The sequence below is a fragment of the Longitalea arenae genome (assembly GCF_016924755.1).
Lineage (GTDB): Bacteria > Bacteroidota > Bacteroidia > Chitinophagales > Chitinophagaceae > Niastella > Niastella arenae.
In genome coordinates, this window is record NZ_JAFFJX010000001.1 from 853,346 (window position 1) to 874,175 (window position 20,830).

Consider the following 20,830-nt stretch of genomic DNA (forward strand, 5'->3'; position numbering starts at 1 on the left):
GGTGTGTTTACTCACCATTGACCATTCACCATTGACGATAATAAACAACAAAAATGCATTCTGCTTTATTAGCTATTGACTTGTTTTTAGTGATCGAGAAACTGGTACTCATTGTAGGCATCGTTTCTATATCATTGGTGATCGCCATGTATGAAACCTATGCTGAACGTAAAGTAGCTGCTTTTATCCAGGATCGCCGCGGTCCTAACCGGGCCGGTCCTTTCGGCATCTTACAACCGCTGGCCGACGGGTTAAAGCTGTTCATGAAGGAGGAGATCATTCCCAATACATCGAACCGCTTCCTGTTCATTCTGGGTCCCTGTTTAGCCATGCTGGCGGCCATGATGACCTCAGCGGTGATCCCCTGGGGGGGTACGCTGAATGTGTTTGGCCGCGAAGTGAATTTGCAGATCGCAGATATTAACATTGGTATCTTATATGTGTTTGGCGTTGTGAGCATGGGTGTATATGGTATTATGATCGGAGGCTGGGCTTCCAATAACAAGTTCTCGCTGATGGCCGCCCTGCGCGGCGCCTCACAGGTGATCAGTTATGAGCTGCCCATGGGTTTGTCGCTGATCGCGTTATTAATGCTGACCGGTTCTTTGAAAATGAGTGAGATCGTTGGGCAGCAGCTCGATAGCTGGTACAATGTATTATACCAGCCGCTGGGATTCTTTATATTCCTGGTATGTGCGTTTGCCGAATGTAACCGTACACCCTTCGATCTGCCTGAAGCAGAAAATGAATTGAACTTTGGTTACCACCAGGAATATTCTTCCATGAAACTGGGTTTTTACCTGTTTGCTGAATACATCAACATGTTCATCAGCAGTGTGGTAATGGTTACCTTGTTCTGGGGTGGTTATGATATTCCGTTCATCAATGATACAAGCCTCAGCGGTATGGGCAATTGGCTGGTACTGTTGCAGGGATTGTCATTGTTCATTAAAGTGGCCATCTTCATCTTCGTGTTCATGTGGGTGCGCTGGACCATCCCGCGCTTCCGTTATGACCAGCTGATGAACCTGGGCTGGAAAGGATTGATCCCGCTCAGCCTGGTAAATATGGTAGTTACCGCAGCAATCGTATTATTGAAGGCCAATGGTTGGAAATTTTAAGTGCAGGGATTTAATTGAAGTATTGAAGAAAGAAAAATACTTTTGCGGTTTTAGTAGTGAGCAAGTTTTAGAAGATAAGTTAACTAATTATAAATGCAAGCATTAACAAGCAGAGCCAAAGCGGTTGATCGTAGACCCATGACATTTGTAGAGAAGCTCTACATGTGGAATATCCTCAAAGGGATGATGATCACCTTAAGGCACTTATTCAAAAAGAAAGCGACCATTAGTTATCCGGAGCAGAAACGTCCGTTCAGCCCCGTCTTCCGTGGTTTGCATATCCTGAACCGCGATGAAGAAGGCCGTGAACGTTGTACTGCCTGTGGGCTGTGTGCATTGGCTTGTCCGGCCGAAGCCATTACCATGGAAGCAGCAGAGCGTTTACCGGGAGAGGAGCATCTGTACCGCGAAGAGAAGTATGCCGCCAAATATGAGATCAATATGCTGCGGTGTATCTTCTGCGGACTTTGTGAAGAAGCCTGTCCTAAAGACGCTGTGTATCTGAGTGAGACCTTTGCGCCTTCCAATTATCAGCGTAAAGGGTTTATATATGGGAAGCAGGATCTGTTGATCCCGAACCCCAAGGAAAATCCCGGCGAATACTGGAAAGCGGTGGGTAACCGGAAAGCAAACAAAGAACAGAGCAATTAACACCAACTAGCTGCAATGGATATATCACAAGTATTATTTTATGCTTTAAGTGCAATGGCACTGGGCAGCGCCATTATGGTCGTTATCAGTCGTAACCCGGTACACAGCGTATTGTGGCTCATCATTACATTCTTTGCTATTTCAGGCCATTATATTTTAATGAATGCCCAGTTCCTGGGTATTGTGAACCTGATCGTGTATGCAGGCGCCATCATGGTATTGTTCCTGTTCGTGATCATGTTGATGAACCTGAATGCCGAAACAGAACCACAGAAAAATAAATGGCTCAAGCTGGCCGGTGTGGTAGCGGGCGGATGCCTGCTGCTGGTACTGGTGGCTGCATTAAAACAAGCCGAGGTAAAGGGAAAAGTGGCGATGCTCGAAACAGGTGATATCGGGTTGATCAGGAACCTGGGTAAAGCCCTGTTCACCGATTTCGTAGTGCCATTTGAGATCAGCAGTATCCTCTTCCTGAGCGCCATGGTTGGTGCTGTGGTTATCGGTAAGAAATAAAAACTACTGAAGCTATGCGCGTATATGCGTTAAGTGTTCAGTTTAATAAAGTGATCTATGTTAATTGAAAGATATATCTACCTGGCTATTGCCCTTTTTTGTATCGGTATCGTAGGAGTGCTTGCACGCCGCAATGCCATCATCATTTTCATGTGCATCGAGCTTATGTTGAATGCGGTGAACCTGCTGCTGGTGGCTTTTTCCAAAATGCATCATGCAGCTGCCGTGGCCAAGGGGTCTACAGCCGGTATTGAAGGACAGCTATTCGTTTTTTTCATCATGGTAGTGGCGGCAGCCGAGGTAAGTGTGGGCCTGGCCATTATCGTTATGATGTACCGCAATACGCATTCGGTGGATGTAAATTTTTTAAACAGGTTAAAACACTAATACGCAAAACGCTCAACGCTTCAGCCGGCACCGAGGTGCCAGCGTGATAGCGGAAATACCGGATTCCGGAAACCAGCGTTCGGCGTTTAGCATTCAGCCTTCAGCTTAAAAATATGAACGTGTTACAATTAGTTTGGTTGGTTCCCTTTTTTCCACTGGTTGGTTTTCTGGTCAATGGATTGCTCAGAAAACAACTTCCCAAATCGTTGGTCAGCATTATTGGCAGCGGTATGGTACTGGCCTCGTTTATTGTGAGTGTGCTGCTGTTTTCCGAGGTAAAACAAGGGAACACCGCTGTGGTCAACCTGTTTGATTTTATTAGTGTCGACACTTTAAAAATTCCTTTCGCTTTTCAGATAGACCAGCTTTCTTCCCTCTTCCTGTTGATCATAACCGGTGTGGGTTTCCTCATACATGTGTATTCCGCCGCGTATATGCATGAAGAACGGGAAGAGCATTTTGGCCGCTATTTCTGTTACCTGAACCTCTTCGTGTTTTCCATGTTGCTGCTCGTACTGGGCGCCAACTACCTGATCATGTTCATCGGTTGGGAAGGCGTTGGTTTATGTTCTTACCTGCTCATCGGTTATTGGTTCAAGAACACAGAATATACCAATGCCGCCAAGAAGGCCTTTATCATGAACCGTATCGGTGACCTCGGCTTTCTGATCGCTATCTTCTGGATCATTGCAAAGCTGGGTACCGTAACATATACTACAACTGATGGCGCCGGAGTGTTTGATCTGTATGAAAAATTAACAAGAACCGATGTGATCGGTATAACGCTTTTACTGTTTGTAGGGGCTACCGGTAAAAGTGCCCAGATCCCTTTATATACTTGGCTGCCCGATGCGATGGCGGGTCCCACCCCGGTATCAGCGCTGATCCATGCGGCCACGATGGTAACAGCCGGTATCTATATGATCGCGCGCAGCAATGTATTATACACCATGGCGCCCGAGACCCAAAGCGTGGTAGCGGCTATCGGTTTGGCCACTGCCTTGTTTGCGGCCACTATTGCCATTAAACAAAACGATATTAAAAAAGTACTGGCTTACAGTACGGTGAGCCAGCTGGGTTATATGTTCCTGGGCCTCGGTGTAGGCGCTTACACCGGTGCCGTATTCCATGTAATGACACATGCCTTCTTCAAGGCCCTCTTGTTCCTGGGGGCAGGTTCGGTGATCCATGCCATGCACCATGAGCAGGATATCCGCCGCATGGGTGGACTGGCTAAGAAATTACCCATTACCCATCTCACCTTCCTGATCGGCTGTATTGCCATTGCCGGTATTCCGCCCTTCAGTGGTTTCTTCTCCAAAGATGAAATATTAGCAGCCGCTTATTCAAAAGACCATATTTATTATTACCTGGGTATTGCCGGCGCTATGATGACGGCCTTCTATATGTTCCGTTTATATGCAACTACTTTCCTGGGTAGATTCCGCGGAACGGAAGAGCAAAAGCATCACCTGCATGAAAGCCCTGCGGCGATGACCATTCCTTTGATCGTGCTGGCCATCCTGAGCGTTGCCGGTGGATTTATCGGCGTGCCTGAGGTGATCAAACCCGGCGCACACTGGCTGGAACATTTCCTGGCCCCGGTATTTGAACCTTCTGCCCGCATCAAAGGCGAAGTGCATCACCTCGATCACAATACAGAATATATGCTGATGGGACTGTCTGTTGGCCTGGCGGTGATCGCCATTCTGGTTGCGCTTTTCCGCTACAGCAAAAAGCCCGAAGTGCATGAGCCTGCCGGTTTCGGCAAAGTGCTGGCCGACAAATGGTACATCGATGAGTTATATGGCTTCGTTATAGTTAAACCAGTGAACTGGCTGGCTAAATGGCTGAACAGCTTTTTTGAAAAGAAATTTATCGATGGACTGGTAAATGGCGTTGGCCGCCTGGTGAATTATTCGAGCCGCCAGGTTCGCCTGCTGCAAAGCGGCTTCGTGGGCAACTATGTGCTGTTAATGGTACTGAGTATGCTGGCGTTGTTTGTAGTGACATTCTTTATAAAGAAGTAAACATTAGCACGGAGCGATTGAATCCATAAATCAAGAAATCAGAAATCAAGAAATTATAATGATACCTGTTCTGCTGATAGTTATTCCGTTGGTGAGTGGTTTGCTGGCTTTCCTGATCAAACAGGAAAAGAGCGTAAAAGTATGGTCGTTAGTAACATCCCTTATTACAATGGTTGTTGCCATACTCGGTATAGCGGTATTGCACAAACCAGAATACCTGCAAACCAATGTTGCCTGGTTACCAAACCTGAACAGTAACTTTTCGCTTACCATGGATGGGATGAGCAAGCTGCTGTGCCTGCTCACCGGTATTGCCTATCCCGGAATATTTATCGCAACCTGGAATTCAACGTACAAAAATCCGCATCAGTTCTATGCATTGATGTTGTTGATGCAAACCGGTCTGTTAGGAGTGTTCGTTGCATCGGATGCATTATTGTTCTACTTCTTCTGGGAACTGGCGCTCATTCCGGCTTATTTCCTTTGTTCCATCTGGGGCGGCGAAAGAAGAGTGGCTGTTACCTTTAAATTCTTTATTTATACGTTTGTAGGTTCATTGTTGATGCTCATTGGCATTATCTGGGTGTATTTGCACACACCGGATCATTCTTTTGCCATGACCTCATTTTACAAGGTGAACCTGCCTGGTAATACACAGGGCTGGTTGTTCTGGTTATTCTTCCTGGCCTTTGCCATTAAAATACCACTGTGGCCTTTTCATACCTGGCAGCCCGACACTTACGAACAATCGCCTACGGCCGTTACCATGGTGTTGAGTGGCATCATGGTGAAGATGGGTGTGTTTGGTGTTCTGCGCTGGCTGGCGCCGGTATTACCGGTCGGCCTTTGGGGCTATGGCGATCCCGCCGCTACCATGTGTGTGATCGGAATGATCTATGCGTCGTTTGTTGCCATGCAGCAGGATGACCTCAAACGCCTGGTGGCCTATTCTTCCATTGCCCACATGGGGTTGATGGGACTGGCCATCTTTGTTACTTCTTCTATAGGCATCCAGGGCGTGATGATCCAAATGTTCAATCACGGCATCAATATCATTGGCATGTGGATCGTGGTAGAACTGATCGAACGTCAGTTCGGTACCCGCAAAATGAGTGAGCTAGGCGGGCTGGCGCAAAAGGCGCCCGGACTGGCCATTATGCTGGTGGTAGTTGCCCTGGCCAATGTAGCCCTGCCATTGACCAATGCCTTTATTGGTGAGTTCATGATGTTCAATGGCGTATTCAGCTCCAAAGCGTCTAACTATCATTACATCTTTATGGTGGTTGGCGGTATCAGCATCATTCTGTCGGCTATATATACTTTAAATATGATCCAGAAAGTATTTTATGGCAACACCAGCAGCTTAACTGCCAATGCCCGCGACATCCGGGTAAATGAGAAGTTTGTGCTGGCTGTATTACTGATAGGCATCGTGATAATGGGTGTTTATCCAAAACCAATGATCGAAGCTACCAAACATGCGGTAGATGCCATTTATTCAAAGATGTTTATCAAATTACCATAAGCGAACGTATAGAATTGAATTATGAATGCAATTGTAATTTCGGCTGTTCTGGGTGTAGTGATGATGTTTTGTGGCGTGTTCACGAATAGTAAACCTGCTGTGCGCACTGTAGCTGTTATTGGCCTGTTAGGGTTGATAATCGCCAACGTGCTCGATATGGGCGGCTATCATTTTTTTAATGTGAACGTGAGAGGCATGCTGGCCTTCGACGTTTTTGGCCTGCTGTTCAATACCATTGCCTTTGCCGCCACCTGGATCTACTTTCTGCTCTCGGGCCGCGATATGGAGCGCGTGGGCGTGAACCTCGCTGAATATTTTGCATTGATATTCTTTGTGCTTTGTGGTATTGCCATTGTATCGGCATTCAATTCCCTGCTGATGCTGTTCCTCGGTATTGAGATCATATCTATTCCTTTATACATTTTAACCGGTAGCGACAAACGCAACCTGAAAAGCAATGAAGCGGCGCTGAAATACTTCCTCATGGGTTCTTTCTCTACCGGTATCATGCTGATGGGTATTACGCTTTTGTATGGCGTAAAAGGAAGTTTTAATATGGATGTGATCCGTGCCGGCAGTTCTACTTTAACACCCATGCTGGCCGCCGGTTTGCTGCTGCTGTTATTCGCCATGTCGTTCAAAGTATCGGCTGTGCCCTTCCACTTCTGGACGCCCGATGCATACGATGGATCACCTACCGTGTTCACTTCCTTCATGGCAACCATTGTTAAGGTGGCCGGTTTTATTGCCTTCATCCGTTTGTTCGAAGGCTGTTTCGGCGAAATGCATAAGCAATGGCAATTGCTGGCCGCTATCATTACGGCCGCAACCCTGTTCATCGGTAACATTACCGCGGTTTTCCAGCAAAGCGTAAAAAGAATGCTGTCCTACTCCAGTATTGCACAGGCCGGCTTTATGCTCTTTGCCCTGGTGGCCATGAACAATACCGCCAAGGAAGGGTTGATTTTCTATGCCGCTGCCTATAGCCTGGCTACCATTGGCATTTTTGCTGTGCTGCTGAAAATGAAGGATTACACTTTTGAAGGCTTTAACGGACTGGCCAAGCGCCAACCGGTACTGGCTGCCACCAATACGATCTTCCTGTTATCACTGGCAGGGATACCCGCTACGGCTGGTTTCTGGGCCAAATTCTATATGTTATCTGCTGCTATTGATAACGGTAATGTAATGTGGCTTGTGATCGTTGGGGTGCTCTGTGCCGCCATCAGCGTCTATTATTATTTCCGGGTTATCCAGGCCATGTATTTTAAAGACGGAGAGCCGCAGGAAATTGAGACCTCCCGCAGTTTTAAAGGGCTGCTGATCGTAATTGCAGCGGCTGTGGTTTTGCTGGGCATCTTCCCGCACTGGCTTATCAACCAGTTGTATTCATTCTTTTATTTGTAGGATAGTAAAGATCTATACTGAATTTATAAAATGTGCTTTTTAATTGTGCCATCCGCCAGCTGGCGGATGGCACAACTCTTTTTACCTTTCATCAATCTTCTGGCTGGCACGCCGTAATATTTCTTACATTGGGCATACCAATTCAGCATGACACTTCGCGATACACTTTCGCTGTCTTTCCGTACGGTGCGCAGCAACCGGTTACGTACGGGTATTACAGTGGCCATTATAGCCCTGGGCATCACAGCGCTCATAGGTATCAATACCGCCATTGTAGCCATCCGGCAAAAATTCCTGGAAAGCTTTTCCTCCATGGGCGCCACCGGTTTTACCATCCGGTACCAGGAGCCCCGCCGCAACTTCAATAACGATGAAATAAAAAAAGAAAAACGGGGCGCCAGGAAAGAGAAGAAATCGAACATGGGCAAGGTGATCACCGAAAACCAGGCGGAAGCGTTTAAAGAAGCCTATCATTTCCCGGCCATGGTGAGCACGAATATCATGGGCGACCGCAATGCCATCATTGCTTATAAAAACCAGAAGTCGAACCCCAACGTATGGGTGGTGGGCGGCGATGAGAATTACACCAGTTTAAACGGCTTTTCCGTTTTTTATGGCCGCGACCTGAATGCACTTGATATTCAAAGCAGCCGGAATGTATGTTTGATCGGGAAAGACGTAGCTACCCGCTTTTTTGGCGAAAGCTTTGAACGGCCCATTGATAAGATCATTCGCATTAATAATATTCCATTCCGCGTTGTGGGAACCCTGAAGCCCAAGGGATCTACTTTTGGGCGCAGCCTCGATAATATTGTCATCACTTCTTATACGAACGTTCGCCGGTATTTCAACAACAATCCCAACGCCTCCTTCAATATACAGGTGAAGGTACCCGATATTAAATACATGGATGGGGCCATTGGCGAAGCCACCGGCACCTTCCGCACCATTCGCAAACTAACGGTCACCGAAAGTGATAATTTCATGATCGACAAAAGCGACAGTTTTGCCGAAATGCTTATCCGCAACCTGAGCTTTATAACCGTGGCCGCCCTGCTGATAGGGGTGATCACCCTGGTGGGCGCCGCCATTGGATTGATGAACATCATGCTGGTGGCAGTAACCGAAAGAACTAAAGAGATCGGACTGGTAAAAGCCATTGGCGGCAAGCGAAAAAATGTGCGGTATCAATTCCTGTATGAATCTATCATCATCAGTTTGCTGGGCGCTGCCTTCGGCATTGTGCTGGGCATTATCTTAGGCAATATCGTTGGCGTATTGCTGAGCACCAGTTTTGTAGTTCCCTGGGATTGGGTATTTACCGGTGTTATTATTTGCTCAATGGTTGGTTTGCTGGCCGGACTGTATCCTGCTATTAAAGCCGCCCGCCTGAACCCGATTGAAGCGTTGCGGTATGAATAAACCCCCAGCCAAAGGCTACCATTTAAAACTATAAATGCTATGCGAAGAGTTTTTCCCGTACCGTCACAAACTCTTACATGGGGTGAGAAATAAGCGGAGATAATTGAGAATCAGCATAAAAAAAGTCCGAAAGCATGGCCCTGGGGCTCGCTTTCGGACTTTCTGTTAGATCCTTGTTTGCTTCCTGCCGCCAGCTGGCGGGGTGGGGGCTATCTCGGATTCAATACACGGTCAATACGCTCGCTCAGGTCCTGTAAATGGTAGCGGCTCATTCTGTCGGTATAGGCCGGAATGGCGGCTGCAATTTCCGCTTTCAGGGTACGCAGGGTACCACGGGCCACGGAAATGATATCGGTCTTCTTTACGTCTACCGAGGGGCCAAAGCTGATAGTGATACCGCCACCACCGCCGCCGCCGGCAGCAGGCGTAATGGTGCTCAACGCGCTCAGCCTTTCAACAAAGGACTTTTGCAGGTTCCGGCGGTAATTATCGATAGGCGCGCGGGCGGGCAGCTCACTCCAGATACCTTTTTTCAGGTCGTTCATAAACTCGTCGATATGGTAGGCGTTCGCATCACGGTTGGTAGAAGTGATGAGGCGCTGTAAACGCGTGGAATTTAAGAGAGCACCCAGCCAGGTGTCCTGCAGGCCGCTGATCTTGTCTTCAACAGGAGAAGATACTTTCTCGAGAATTGACTTACTCAACAGCCAGGTAGGCGTGGTGAACAGGTTCTTCTGCAGGAAGGCCAGGGCTTCTTTCTGCACGGTTTTCGGTACCACCGTATAAACGGCACCATCCTGATCGGTGGTTTTCAGATCGGTATAAACACCGCCAATATGGGTAACGGCATGGCCAATATACCGGCTGAAGGTGTTATATACTTCATCATACACCGCATCGAGGCTCTTATAGTTCTCACCCTTTTCGTTCAGCCATTTAGGCAATTGCGGAATGATCCATTTCAGGTTTTTGATGCCATATTCATTAGCCTTCATGTTATCGTCGCCCAGGCTTTCCGTCTGTGCGCGGGGGTCAACGCCATCGGCATGTAAAAAGCGCAGGCGTTTGTTGGCGTAACGGCTTTTCACCCAGTCATTCAAAATGTCTTTTTCTTCCTCTTCGGTTTTGCCGGGCAGCAGCTTATAGCCCCATTCGATAGACCAGAGGTCGTATTCACCAATGCGGGGGTATAAACCGGCAATGCCTATTTTGTCTTCGGGTTGTGCCACATAGTTAAAGCGGGCGTAATCCATAATGGAAGAGGTATGGCCATGCGCTTCTACCCAGGCTTTGTCGCGCAGTTTTTCAACCGGCGTGGCGGCTGAAGCGCCCATATTATGGGGTAAACCAAGGGTATGGCCCACCTCATGTGATGATACAAAGCGAATGAGGTCACCCATGAGCGAATCTTCGAAATGGGCTGTGCGGGCGCGGGGGTCGCTGGGCGAAGCCTGGATCAGGTACCAGTTGCGCAGTAATGACATTACATTGTGGTACCAGTCGATATGTGATTCCAGGATCTCGCCGCTGCGGGGATCATGCACGTGCGGGCCGCGGGCATTGGGGATCTCGGAGGGTTTATAAACCACCGCAGAGTAGCGGGCGTCTTCGAGGCTCCAGGTGCTGTCTTCCTGTGGGGTAGGGGCCCTCCGGGCCATGATGGCGTTCTTGAAACCGGCCTTTTCAAAAGCCTTCTGCCAGTCGTTTACGCCCAGGATCAGGTAAGGGATCCATTTTTCAGGCGTGTTCGGATCGATATAGAAAATGATGGGTTTTTTAGGTTCCACCAGTTCGCCTCTTTTGTATTTCTCCAGGTCTTCATCTTTCGGTTCCAGCCGCCAGCGGGTGATGAGGCTGATATCTTTAACGCCTTGCGGATCGGCGTCAAAATCAGTGTATTCAGTAGTGAAATAGGCTACGCGGTCATCATAAAAGCGGGGCCGCATGGGCACTTTGGGCAACAGAACGAGTGAGCTATTGAGCTCGAAAGTAGCGTTACCAGCGGGTGCTACCGGCATGCCGGGGAAAGGACTGGGCGCCGGTGTTTTGTTATAAGTCTTTACCGTTTTGATCTCGGTATTGATGGGGAAGGTCTTGATATCGGAGATATAAGATTTATCAAGCTGCACCCCGCCGATGCGAAGCGATGATTTGAAGTAAGATGCAAAGAACAGGATGTCGTTATCGCTGTTGATGAAATCTGTTACATCAATTACAAAGCCTGTGCTGTCATTAGAGAAAGCTTTAATGTCAAAAGCGGCGGCAATAGGCTGAATATTGCTGTTCTGTACCGACTTGTACATGGGTTTGGAAGAATCCTTGGCATATACAGAGTAGGAAATATTGCGCAGGAAGATCTTGTGGTTGGGGCCTTTTTCAAAGCGGATCACATTTTCATTGATCTCATCACCCGCATAGCCAAAGAAACCAGCACGGGTATTGATGGGCGCTTTTGAAATACGGTTCACCACCAGTACGTCCCTGCCCAATAAAGAATCGGCCAGTTCGAAATACCATTTGTCTTCCACTTTGTGCACGGTGAAAAGACCTTTGCGGGTATTTGCTTTGGCGGTGATCACTTCTTTAAAAGGTTTGGGGCCGGTTTGCGGCGGCTTCGGGGCTGCAGGGGCCTGACGTTTTGCGGTATCGGCTGCAGGAGCAGGGGTGCCAGATCTTTTTTGTTGTGCCAATGACATTACACTACAACATCCCAGTAACACCAGAAAGGAAAAACACTTTTTCATCATTAATAGTAATTGTTTTTTTTGGGGCTCAGACGAATTTTAATGGATACTTAATTTCATGGCCGGTGCTTCAGAAAATCGGTATTACGCTGTCCATCTGAATGATTAAACCATTGCGAAAATTGAATGGATGAAGGTAGGAAAAACATAATGTGTGACGATGCTGGCGAGTTACCGCTGATCAAAAAAGTATTATATGGTGTTCTTATAGACAATCGGCAATAGGCAATAAACAATAGACAATAAGTAATAGGAAATGGACAAATGACAATGAACAGCAAAAAAGCCTGGTATGGGCATAGCGGCAGGTAACGGAAAACAGGTAAGCTGTTAAACAGGAATCTTTTGCAAATTGCCGCCTGCTTATTGGCCATTGGTTCAGGCGCTTGTTTTGTTTCTAATTATGACATATATTGTTGCCGTTCTATTCAATCAAATCGCCTGTTTTTTAGGCGATCAGTTAAGAAATTTCTTAACTTGTGAACCTTATCAAAATTTTTCTTGATCTTTTTGATCAAGTGAAATGACTTTTTCCTTAGAATTGTGAGCCCATTTAGAATCTACTGATAGCTTAAAATTTATAAAACACTAAAAAAACACAATCATGGCTGAAACAAGACCCGTTGCGACTGCAACCGCAGCGAAGAGTAGTACATCCGTTCAACCAAAGAAAAGATCCAATGCCATTTCATGGGTAGCCCCTGTTGTTTGTATCATTGCCGGTTATGTTATCTGGCGTTTTCTCCTCGGAGATCCTAACAACTTTACTCAACCAGATCCAGCCGGTGGATTTTGGCCTCATCATAAAGGACCTAAAGGAGGTTTGGTGAGAATGTATGAAGGTGGTATTATCGTGCCTCTGCTGATCGCAACTTTCTTAGTTGTAATTACCTTCGTTATTGAGCGTTTGATGACCATTCTGAAAGCTACCGGTACTGGTAACATTGCAGAATTCATTCGCAAAGTACAATATCACCTGGCTAACAAAAACGTTGACCAGGCTATTTCTGAGTGCGATCGTCAAAAAGGAAGCGTTGGTAATGTGATGAAAGCCGGTCTGCGCAAGTACAAAGAAATGATCTCTAATACTGAGCTGGATACTGAGCAAAAAGTATTAGCTATCCAGAAAGAAGTAGAAGAAGCAACTGCCCTTGAGCTGCCTATGCTGGAAAAGAACCTGGTGTTCCTGTCTACCATCGCCTCAGTGGCAACCCTGTTGGGTCTGTTGGGAACGGTATTGGGTATGATCACTTCATTTGCTGCCCTGGCTTCTGATGGTGGTGGTGGTGCTGCCGCTGAGTTATCAAGAGGTATCTCTGAGGCCCTGTATAACACGGCCCTGGGTATCGGTACTTCAGCGATCGCGATCATCATGTATAACATCTTTACTACAAAGATCGACTCTATTACTTATGGTATCGATGAGTCTGGTTTCACCCTGACCCAAAGCTTTGCATCTCTGTATAAATAAGGCGGCATCCCCAAAATGGGGAAGCTGTTTTTTTTGAAAAAATGCATGTGATGCATATGGAAATTGGAAGGAAGTGAATCTTATACCAGAATCTGAAATTATTATAATATGCCTAAAGTAAAAATGCCGCGAAAGAGTACCGCTGTGGACATGACCGCGATGTGTGATGTGGCATTCCTGCTGCTTTCTTTCTTCATCCTGACCACCAAATTCAAATCACCTGATGCAGTGGAAGTTGTAACACCTAATTCGGTGTCTACCAAACCTGTGGAGGCCAAGAATGTAGTGCAGGTCATCATGGACAAAGAAGGGAAAGTTTTCTTCTCTGTTGGTGATGAAAGCGTGGATGAAAAAGCGCAGATCATTGACATGATCAATGAGGGGAAGAGCCTTAACCTGACCGAGCAGGAGAAAGCTGCTTTTACAAAGTCCGGTTCCTATGTGGGCGTTCCTTTTGCCATGTTGAAGTCGTTCCTGCAGTTGTCACCCGACCAGTTGAAAAACTATAAGGCCCCGGGAATCCCTACAGATACGGCCAACAACGAATTGAGTGTTTGGATGAATGCTGCCACCCGTGCTTTCTCAGGAGCTAAAATGGCCCTGATGGTAAAAGGTGACAACAATGCAAAATATCCTTCATTCAAAGGGGTTATCGATGCATTCAAAAAGAATGAGATCTTTAAGTTCTCGATGGTCACTAACCCTGAGGGAGTTCCTGAAGGAACAGCGCTTTCTCAAAAGAGAGCGACTGGTGCAAAAGAGGAATAAGAGCGAATTAAATTCTTAACTTAAAAAAAGTGCGAAATGGCAGAAATGGATACCTCCTCCGGAGGAGGACATAAAAAAGGCCCAGGCGTAAAGAAAGGGAAAAAACTTTCTACGCGTGTTGACCTTACGCCGATGGTGGATCTGGGATTCCTGCTGATAACGTTCTTCATATTCACCACTACCATGAGCCAGCCCACTGCTATGAAGCTTTTCCTGCCGAAAGACACGGAAAAGCCCGAAGAGCAGAATAAGATCAAGGCCTCTGGTGCTTTGTCTATCATGCTGGGTAGAGGAAATGGAGTATATTATTATGAAGGCGAGTTGGCGCCAGACGGTTCCAACTTTAAATCAAGCAACTTTAAAGATATCCGTCAGGTTATCATCAATAAAAAGAAATCTACCAACCCGCAGGATTTTGTAGTGGTTATAAAACCCGGCCCCGAGGCTACCTACAAAAACACCGTAGACATGCTTGATGAAATGACCATCAATGATGTTAAGCGTTATGCGATGGTAGATATTTTCCAGACGGAAATTGATTTAATGAGAGCTACTGAACAAAGTGGCGGCGTTAAATAAGTTGCTTTATGGAATTTTATATTCTGTGCATCTAATTACAAAGATTTTTTAATATGGAAGTCAATAAAATATTAAGCGCTGATGTTCTTGACATCATCTTCGAGGGCCGGAATAAGGACTACGGTGCTTATGAACTGCGCAAGACCTATAACAGGCGATTGATCACATCGCTGCTTATAGTAGGTGCGCTTTGTCTTCTGATGTTTATAGGATACCTCGTATCCTCTTTACTGGAGACAAAGACGGATACCGATAAGGTGGTTGTTCAGGACGTGCAGCTCGAAGAAATAAAACAGGAAGAGAAAAGGGAAGAGCCGCCACCACCGCCTCCCCCAAAACCACCAGAGCCACCGAAAGTGGAAATGGCTAAGTTCACACCTCCCAAGATCGTAAAAGACGAAGAGGTTAAAGAAGAGGAGAAACCACCAGAAGTAGAAAAGCTGGAAGAGACCAAGATCGGTACTATGAACCAGGAAGGTCAGAAAGATGAAGGTATTGTGGCTCCTCCGGTTGACGATGCCGGTAAAGGAGTGGTGGAAGCTCCCAAGAAAGATGAAGAAGACTGGGATAAAACCTTTACCAAGGTGGAAATTGAGTCGGAGTATCCCGGTGGAGCTGCAGCATGGCAGCGCTACCTGAACAGGAACCTCCGCTATCCCCAGGAAGCTATTGATAACGAAGTGCAAGGTGCTGTAGTGGTACAGTTCATTGTGGACAAAGAAGGTAATGTGAGTGATGTCGAAGCCATCAGCGGACCCAACGAATTACGCGGTGAAGCTGTTCGGGTAATCAAGAAAAGCGGTAAATGGACACCAGCTGTACAGAACGGACGCCAGGTAAAATCGTACAAGAAGCAACCGATCGTTTTCCGTCTCGAATCGGAAGGATAAGCTAACCTAGCTTTATGTAAAATATTTAAGTCCTCTCTTAACCGGGAGGACTTTTTGTTTTTAAGGCAAACGCTCTGATGTGATAATATGATAATTGGATAATGTGATAATGAATACATCTCTTCATTTGTGATTGCTAACTAAATGGCAACTTCAAAGCAATGCAATGGCGGGGCTACTTAATCTGCGAACATGCACATATGCATTCCTTAACCATCGTAGCTGATCATCAATTAACCCAGTGGTTTTAATTATCAAATTATCAAATTATCGAATTATCACATTATCACATTGCATGGTGTTGAGATCAAAACAAACATGCAAGCCAAAACCTTTATGGAAACGACTATGGCCTGCATCTTAGTGAAAAAGTATAGCCATGGAAAGTTCAACCATTCTAACCGCAGACGTACTCGATATTATTTTTGAGGGACGGAACAAGGACTACGGTGCTTACCAGCTGCGACGTACCTATAGTAAACGGCTATTGGTGTCCGTTGCTGTTATGTTAGCGGTCATTTTGTTATTGAGTATTGGATTTGTTTTCGCCGGTGGAAAGAAAGAAAAGTTAACCACCGTTATCCTGCCACCCGATATAGAACTCAAAAAAATCCAGGAAGAGCGGGCTGCTGAGCCACCACCGCCGCCGCCGCCACCCAAAATGCCAGAGCCGCCTAAACTGGAAATGGCAAAATTCACGCCGCCCAAAATTGTACGCGATGAAGAAGTAAAAGAAGATGAGAAACCACCTGAAATGAGCAAACTGGAAGATACGAAGATCGGCACCATGAACCAGGAAGGATTGCAGGATGATGGCATTGTAGCGCCGCCTGTAGACGATGGCGATAGAGGCGTGGTAGTGGCCCCGAAGAAAGAAGAAGAAGACTGGAATAAAACTTTTACCAAGGTGGAGATCCCATCAGAATATCCCGGAGGGCCGGCCGCATGGCAACGTTTTTTGAACAGGAACCTTCACTTTTCGCAGGAGGCTATGGATAATATGGTACAAGGCACGGTAGTGGTAAAATTCATTGTGGATACAGAAGGTAATGTCAGTGATGTGGAAGCCATCAGCGGGCCTGAAGAACACCGCCCAGAAGCGATACGGGTTATCAGAAAAAGTGGTAAGTGGACACCGGCCATACAAAATGGCCGCCAGGTGAAATCGTATAAGCAGCAGCCGATCACTTTCCGTTTTGAACCGGAAGGATAGACGAACCCGCTTTCGAAAATTATTTAAGTCCTCTCCATTAACGAGTGGACTTTTTTATTTTTAAAGCAACCGTTCTAATGTGATAATTTGATAATTAGAAAATGTGATAATGAAATACAATTCTTCATTTGTAACCACCTATTAACATCAGCTGCAGAATATCGCAAATGCTGAATTACCTAATCGCCCAACATTCACATATTGCAAGAGCTCATTTAAATATCGTGGCATCATCAATTAACCGATGTGGTTTTAATTATCAAATTATCGAATTATCACATTATCACATTGCATGGTGTTGAGATCAAAACAAACATGCAAGCCAAAACATTTATGGAAACGACCAAGGCCTGCATCTAATTAATAAAGTATAGCCATGGAAACTTCTACCATTCTAACCGCAGATGTGCTCGATATTTTATTCGATGGACGTAATAAGGATTATGGTGCTTATGAATTACGGCGTACGTATAACAAGCGCCTGGCAGTGTCCATTACTGTTATGTTATCGGCTACAGCCATGTTGTTTGTCGGCTTTGCCTTTGCCGGTAAAAAAACAACGGTCGCAAAAGAGTTTATCATTGGACCTGACGTTGTACTGGAATCCGCCCCTCCGGTAGAAAAGCCGGTTGCATTGCCTCCGCCACCGGTCAAACAAACGCCTCCCCCTGTACAAGTACAAACAATTAAAGTGACGCCGCCCCGGATCGTTCCGGATGCGCAGGTGCCAGAGACCGAAATGCCACCGGTGGAAGCGCAGGCCCTTGTAAGAATCGGCACAGAGACCAGGGACGGTGTGCCGGGTGATGATCTGGTAATTGCCCCGCCCGCGGATGGAGCCGGTAAAGGCATTATCGAAGTGCCCAAAAAAGAAGTTGAAGCGGGTGATGGTATTTTAATGAAAGTGGAAATTGAATCGGAGTATCCCGGGGGCACAGCAGCCTGGCAGCGTTTTCTGTACAAGAATCTGCGTTATCCCCAGGAGGCCGTAGATCAGCAGATCCATGGATTTGTAACAGTACAGTTCATTGTTGACAAGGAAGGTAATGTGAGCAATGTAGAAGCAGTGAGCGGCCCGGAAGCATTACGGGCCGAAGCGGTACGGGTGATCAAAAAAAGCGGCAAATGGACGCCTGCCATTCAAAATGGCAATAAGGTGAAATCGTACAAAAGGCAGCCGATCGGGTTCAGGCTGGCAGAGGAATAGCAGTAACTGTTTTCTAAATGGGTCGCTGTTTTTAAGGTGTCACGGTCCGGAGCCAGTCGAAGGATCCCGTGGCGCCTTTTTGTTTTCAAGATTCCGCATGCTGATACGGCGAACCTGATTATCAGGTAAAACTGTGAACTGTGGCTGTGAACGCTGAACTCTTTCCTTTTATCGTATTTTTGCCCTCTTTTTAAACAGGATATTCAGTTATGCAGGGAAAATCAATCGGCTGGGAAGATACCATCGTAGCGCTGGCGACAGCGCCGGGGATCGGCGCTATTGGCGTAATACGCCTGAGCGGGCGGCAGGCCTTCGACATTATCAATGCTTTGTTCCCTTCCAAAGACCTTACCCAACAGGCTTCCCATACCCTGCATGTCGGCTATTTGAAAGAAGATGGCAAGGTGCTGGATGAGGTGGTTGTATCGCTGTATAAAGGCCCCAGATCGTACACCGGCGAAGATGTGGTAGAAATATCAGGCCATGGTTCTCCCTATGTTTTACAGCAGATAATACAGGCCTGCGTGAACCAGGGAGCCCGGCTGGCCAAACCGGGAGAATTTACCCAGCGGGCTTTTTTAAACGGCAAGCTCGACCTGGCGCAGGCAGAGGCGGTGGCCGATCTTATCGCCAGTAATACGGAAGCATCCCGTAAGACAGCCCTGCATAATATCCGGGGAGGCTTTTCCGAACGCCTGAAGAACCTGCGTGAGCGGCTGATCATGTTTTCGGCGCTTATAGAATTGGAGCTCGACTTCTCCCAGGAAGATGTTGAGTTTGCCGACAGAACCCAGTTGTTCGACCTGTTGACCGAAGCACAGCGAACGACGCAGCAGCTGGCGAATAGTTTTCAGTTGGGCAATGTGATCAAGAACGGGGTAAGTGTAGCGATCATCGGAAAACCGAATGCCGGCAAATCGACCCTGCTCAATACGCTCCTCAACGAAAACCGCGCCATCGTCAGCGACATAGCCGGCACCACCCGCGACACCATTGAAGAAGTGCTGAACATCGATGGCATCCTGTTCCGCCTCATTGATACCGCCGGCATCCGGGAGCATACGCACGATGTAATAGAAAGCATCGGTATGGAAAAGGCGCTGGCCAAAATGCAACAGGCCGATGTAGTGATCTACCTGTTCGACGTAAACGAAGTGACCGTTGATGAATTGCAGTCCGTCGTTAATGAACTGAACCAGAAAAAAAGAAAATACATACTGGTCGGTAATAAATCGGATGTATTAGGGGAGGCCAGCCTGCGCGATACATTCAGCGCTATCCCAGGCATCATCTTCATTTCCGCCAAAGCGAACCAGCATACGGAAGTACTAAAAGAAAAGCTGGTAGACCTCGTGCTGCAGGGCAAGGTGCAGGCCGACGATACCATCATTACGAATGCCCGCCACTACCATGCTTTGCAGGAAGTATTGCAATCGCTCATCGATATCCGAAATGGCTTAGAGAACAAAATCCCCGGCGACCTGGTAGCGCTCGACATCCGCCGCTGCCTGCATTACCTGGGCGAGATCACGGGTGAGATCACCACGGAGGATCAGCTTGATTATATCTTTAGTAAGTTTTGTATTGGGAAGTAGGCGTTTCTTTTACTTTTCCTTGCCTTCATCAGCTGTATGTGTAGCAATCCGTCAATATTGGCTTTATTAACCGGCTTTTATTGCTGCGCCTTGTAAATATTCAGGTGAAGAGATCCCAGAGTGGAAGAAAAGGCTGCTAACCTGCTGTACTTTATAAAGAACCATTCCTTTTCTGATGGTAATAAACGTATAGCCGCTTTTCTGTTTGTGTGGTTCCTTGTAAAGAATTACATTTTATACAGATTGGATGGCTCGAAGCGAATAGCTGATAATGCACTGGTCGCACTTACCTTAATGATTGCAGAAAGTAAGCCAGATGAAAAGGATATGATGATAAGGGTGGTAGTGAATCTTATAAACTTAAGGAATTAAGGCAATGGGGGGTAATGGTTGCCGTCGCCGCTTGAATTAGCTGTTCATCAAGGTAAATTTCAAAACACATATTAGATCGGCCACTATTTCTGAATTTCATAATTTAATTGTCTGTGATGATTGGCGCATACTTCCACTAATTGAAAATCGCGAAAATAGTGATCAAACAACTGCAAATTGATCACAGAGAAGTAACAGCATAATCCTGTATTAAATCCAGGTGATCGCCAAGGCTAAAAGTTCCATTTATCATAGTATCAAATGGAAGGTGGATCTTTTTCAAACTAATCCTCGAAGCTTCCTGGGGACTCAGAGGAGTAAAAGCTGAGCCAGGCTCATCAAACAAAAACCAATCGCCTTGTATCGCTTTACATTGCGAGCAATGGTTGCTCCAATATTTACCACCAACTGTCTTTGAATACCCCAATTTATAATTGGGATACTGTTCAGTCAATATATGTAGTAAACTTCCCGAAATAATCTTGATATTTTGGAACAATGTAAAAAAATCATGCTTATCCCATATTTGCTTATTCTCCTCATCATTAAAACCTTTTTCATAGAAACTATTAGCTCCGATCGCAATTACCTGATTATTGTGATTACATTTCCAGCAAATTCTGGCTGTAAGTGCTATTACCAGGTCACGAGGCAATATTAGATCTACATCATTAACCGGGAGCCATTTTTCGAAGTGAGTTAGTTCTGAATATTTAGTATCTGGAACATACCAGGTTTTAAGTTCCGGGTTCCAAAAGGCTCCCCTGGCCTTTGCCAGATCTTTTTCAGAGTAAGGAACATTTAAATTCAATGGCATAAAGAGGATATTTTATGACCAATAAAGTATATCTAATTTAAGGAAAAATAGAGCTCAATGATTCGAAAACTCGGTTGTTAGAAGGCGATGGTGCTGCGGTGGTTATTAAAAATGATGG

18 protein-coding genes are annotated in these 20,830 nt (G+C 46.3%); 16 read left to right on the forward strand and 2 right to left on the reverse strand.

The features are described 5' to 3' along the window. Positions 1-53: 53 nt before the first annotated feature. The 8 genes from nuoH (at position 54) to JT717_RS03780 (ending at position 9,056) form a co-directional block, all read left to right on the forward strand. On the forward strand, positions 54-1,121 hold the full coding sequence (nuoH, locus tag JT717_RS03745; protein WP_205508833.1) for an NADH-quinone oxidoreductase subunit NuoH: 1,068 nt from the start codon (positions 54-56) through the stop codon (positions 1,119-1,121). 93 nt (positions 1,122-1,214) lie between these two features. After that, the gene (nuoI, locus tag JT717_RS03750; RefSeq protein ID WP_205508834.1) at positions 1,215-1,772 is read left to right on the forward strand and encodes an NADH-quinone oxidoreductase subunit NuoI; all 558 of its coding nucleotides are present in this window, start codon (positions 1,215-1,217) and stop codon (positions 1,770-1,772) included. A 15-nt stretch (positions 1,773-1,787) separates the two neighbouring features. Next, the gene (locus JT717_RS03755; RefSeq protein WP_205508835.1) at positions 1,788-2,285 is read left to right on the forward strand and encodes an NADH-quinone oxidoreductase subunit J family protein; all 498 of its coding nucleotides are present in this window, start codon (positions 1,788-1,790) and stop codon (positions 2,283-2,285) included. 57 nt (positions 2,286-2,342) lie between these two features. After that, complete coding sequence (nuoK, locus tag JT717_RS03760; RefSeq protein WP_205508836.1) at positions 2,343-2,672, forward strand: NADH-quinone oxidoreductase subunit NuoK; 330 nt, start codon at positions 2,343-2,345, stop codon at positions 2,670-2,672. Between the two features lie 113 nt (positions 2,673-2,785). Continuing rightward, positions 2,786-4,702, forward strand: coding sequence for an NADH-quinone oxidoreductase subunit L (nuoL, locus tag JT717_RS03765; RefSeq protein ID WP_205508837.1), 1,917 nt, complete (start codon positions 2,786-2,788; stop codon positions 4,700-4,702). Positions 4,703-4,760: 58 nt separating this feature from the next. Beyond that, the gene (locus tag JT717_RS03770; protein WP_205508838.1) at positions 4,761-6,227 is read left to right on the forward strand and encodes a complex I subunit 4 family protein; all 1,467 of its coding nucleotides are present in this window, start codon (positions 4,761-4,763) and stop codon (positions 6,225-6,227) included. Positions 6,228-6,248: 21 nt separating this feature from the next. After that, entirely contained in the window at positions 6,249-7,634 is a 1,386-nt protein-coding gene (locus JT717_RS03775) for an NADH-quinone oxidoreductase subunit N (RefSeq protein ID WP_205508839.1), read from the forward strand. 147 nt (positions 7,635-7,781) lie between these two features. Next, positions 7,782-9,056 carry an ABC transporter permease gene (locus JT717_RS03780; RefSeq protein ID WP_205508840.1) on the forward strand — a complete coding sequence of 425 codons (1,275 nt, stop codon included), beginning with the start codon at positions 7,782-7,784 and terminating at the stop codon, positions 9,054-9,056. A gap of 209 nt (positions 9,057-9,265) precedes the next feature. On the opposite strand, the gene JT717_RS03785 is transcribed toward JT717_RS03780, so the two are convergent. Further along, positions 9,266-11,803 carry a zinc-dependent metalloprotease gene (locus tag JT717_RS03785; protein WP_240347798.1) on the reverse strand — a complete coding sequence of 846 codons (2,538 nt, stop codon included), beginning with the start codon at positions 11,801-11,803 and terminating at the stop codon, positions 9,266-9,268. A 601-nt stretch (positions 11,804-12,404) separates the two neighbouring features. Between JT717_RS03785 and JT717_RS03790 the strand changes: the two genes are divergently transcribed. The 8 genes from JT717_RS03790 (at position 12,405) to JT717_RS03825 (ending at position 19,895) form a co-directional block, all read left to right on the forward strand. Further along, positions 12,405-13,271 carry a MotA/TolQ/ExbB proton channel family protein gene (locus JT717_RS03790; RefSeq protein WP_205508841.1) on the forward strand — a complete coding sequence of 289 codons (867 nt, stop codon included), beginning with the start codon at positions 12,405-12,407 and terminating at the stop codon, positions 13,269-13,271. A gap of 108 nt (positions 13,272-13,379) precedes the next feature. Continuing rightward, a complete protein-coding gene (locus JT717_RS03795) occupies positions 13,380-14,039 on the forward strand; it encodes an ExbD/TolR family protein (protein ID WP_205508842.1) in 660 nt (219 codons plus the stop codon). Positions 14,040-14,075: 36 nt separating this feature from the next. Then, positions 14,076-14,618 carry an ExbD/TolR family protein gene (locus JT717_RS03800; protein WP_205508843.1) on the forward strand — a complete coding sequence of 181 codons (543 nt, stop codon included), beginning with the start codon at positions 14,076-14,078 and terminating at the stop codon, positions 14,616-14,618. Between the two features lie 53 nt (positions 14,619-14,671). After that, positions 14,672-15,508 carry an energy transducer TonB gene (locus JT717_RS03805; RefSeq protein ID WP_205508844.1) on the forward strand — a complete coding sequence of 279 codons (837 nt, stop codon included), beginning with the start codon at positions 14,672-14,674 and terminating at the stop codon, positions 15,506-15,508. A gap of 379 nt (positions 15,509-15,887) precedes the next feature. Next, positions 15,888-16,721: an energy transducer TonB gene (locus JT717_RS03810; protein WP_205508845.1), complete on the forward strand. Its 834-nt coding sequence runs from the start codon at positions 15,888-15,890 to the stop codon at positions 16,719-16,721. Positions 16,722-17,097: 376 nt separating this feature from the next. Then, on the forward strand, positions 17,098-17,928 hold the full coding sequence (locus JT717_RS03815; RefSeq protein WP_205508846.1) for an energy transducer TonB: 831 nt from the start codon (positions 17,098-17,100) through the stop codon (positions 17,926-17,928). A 209-nt stretch (positions 17,929-18,137) separates the two neighbouring features. Further along, positions 18,138-19,523, forward strand: coding sequence for a tRNA uridine-5-carboxymethylaminomethyl(34) synthesis GTPase MnmE (gene mnmE / locus JT717_RS03820; protein WP_205508847.1), 1,386 nt, complete (start codon positions 18,138-18,140; stop codon positions 19,521-19,523). 120 nt (positions 19,524-19,643) lie between these two features. Beyond that, positions 19,644-19,895 carry a Fic family protein gene (locus tag JT717_RS03825; protein ID WP_369411681.1) on the forward strand — a complete coding sequence of 84 codons (252 nt, stop codon included), beginning with the start codon at positions 19,644-19,646 and terminating at the stop codon, positions 19,893-19,895. Positions 19,896-20,076: 181 nt separating this feature from the next. Here the strand turns inward: JT717_RS03825 and JT717_RS03830 are convergent, their stop codons facing one another. After that, entirely contained in the window at positions 20,077-20,712 is a 636-nt protein-coding gene (locus JT717_RS03830) for a DUF5710 domain-containing protein (protein WP_205508848.1), read from the reverse strand. Positions 20,713-20,830 lie beyond the last annotated feature (118 nt).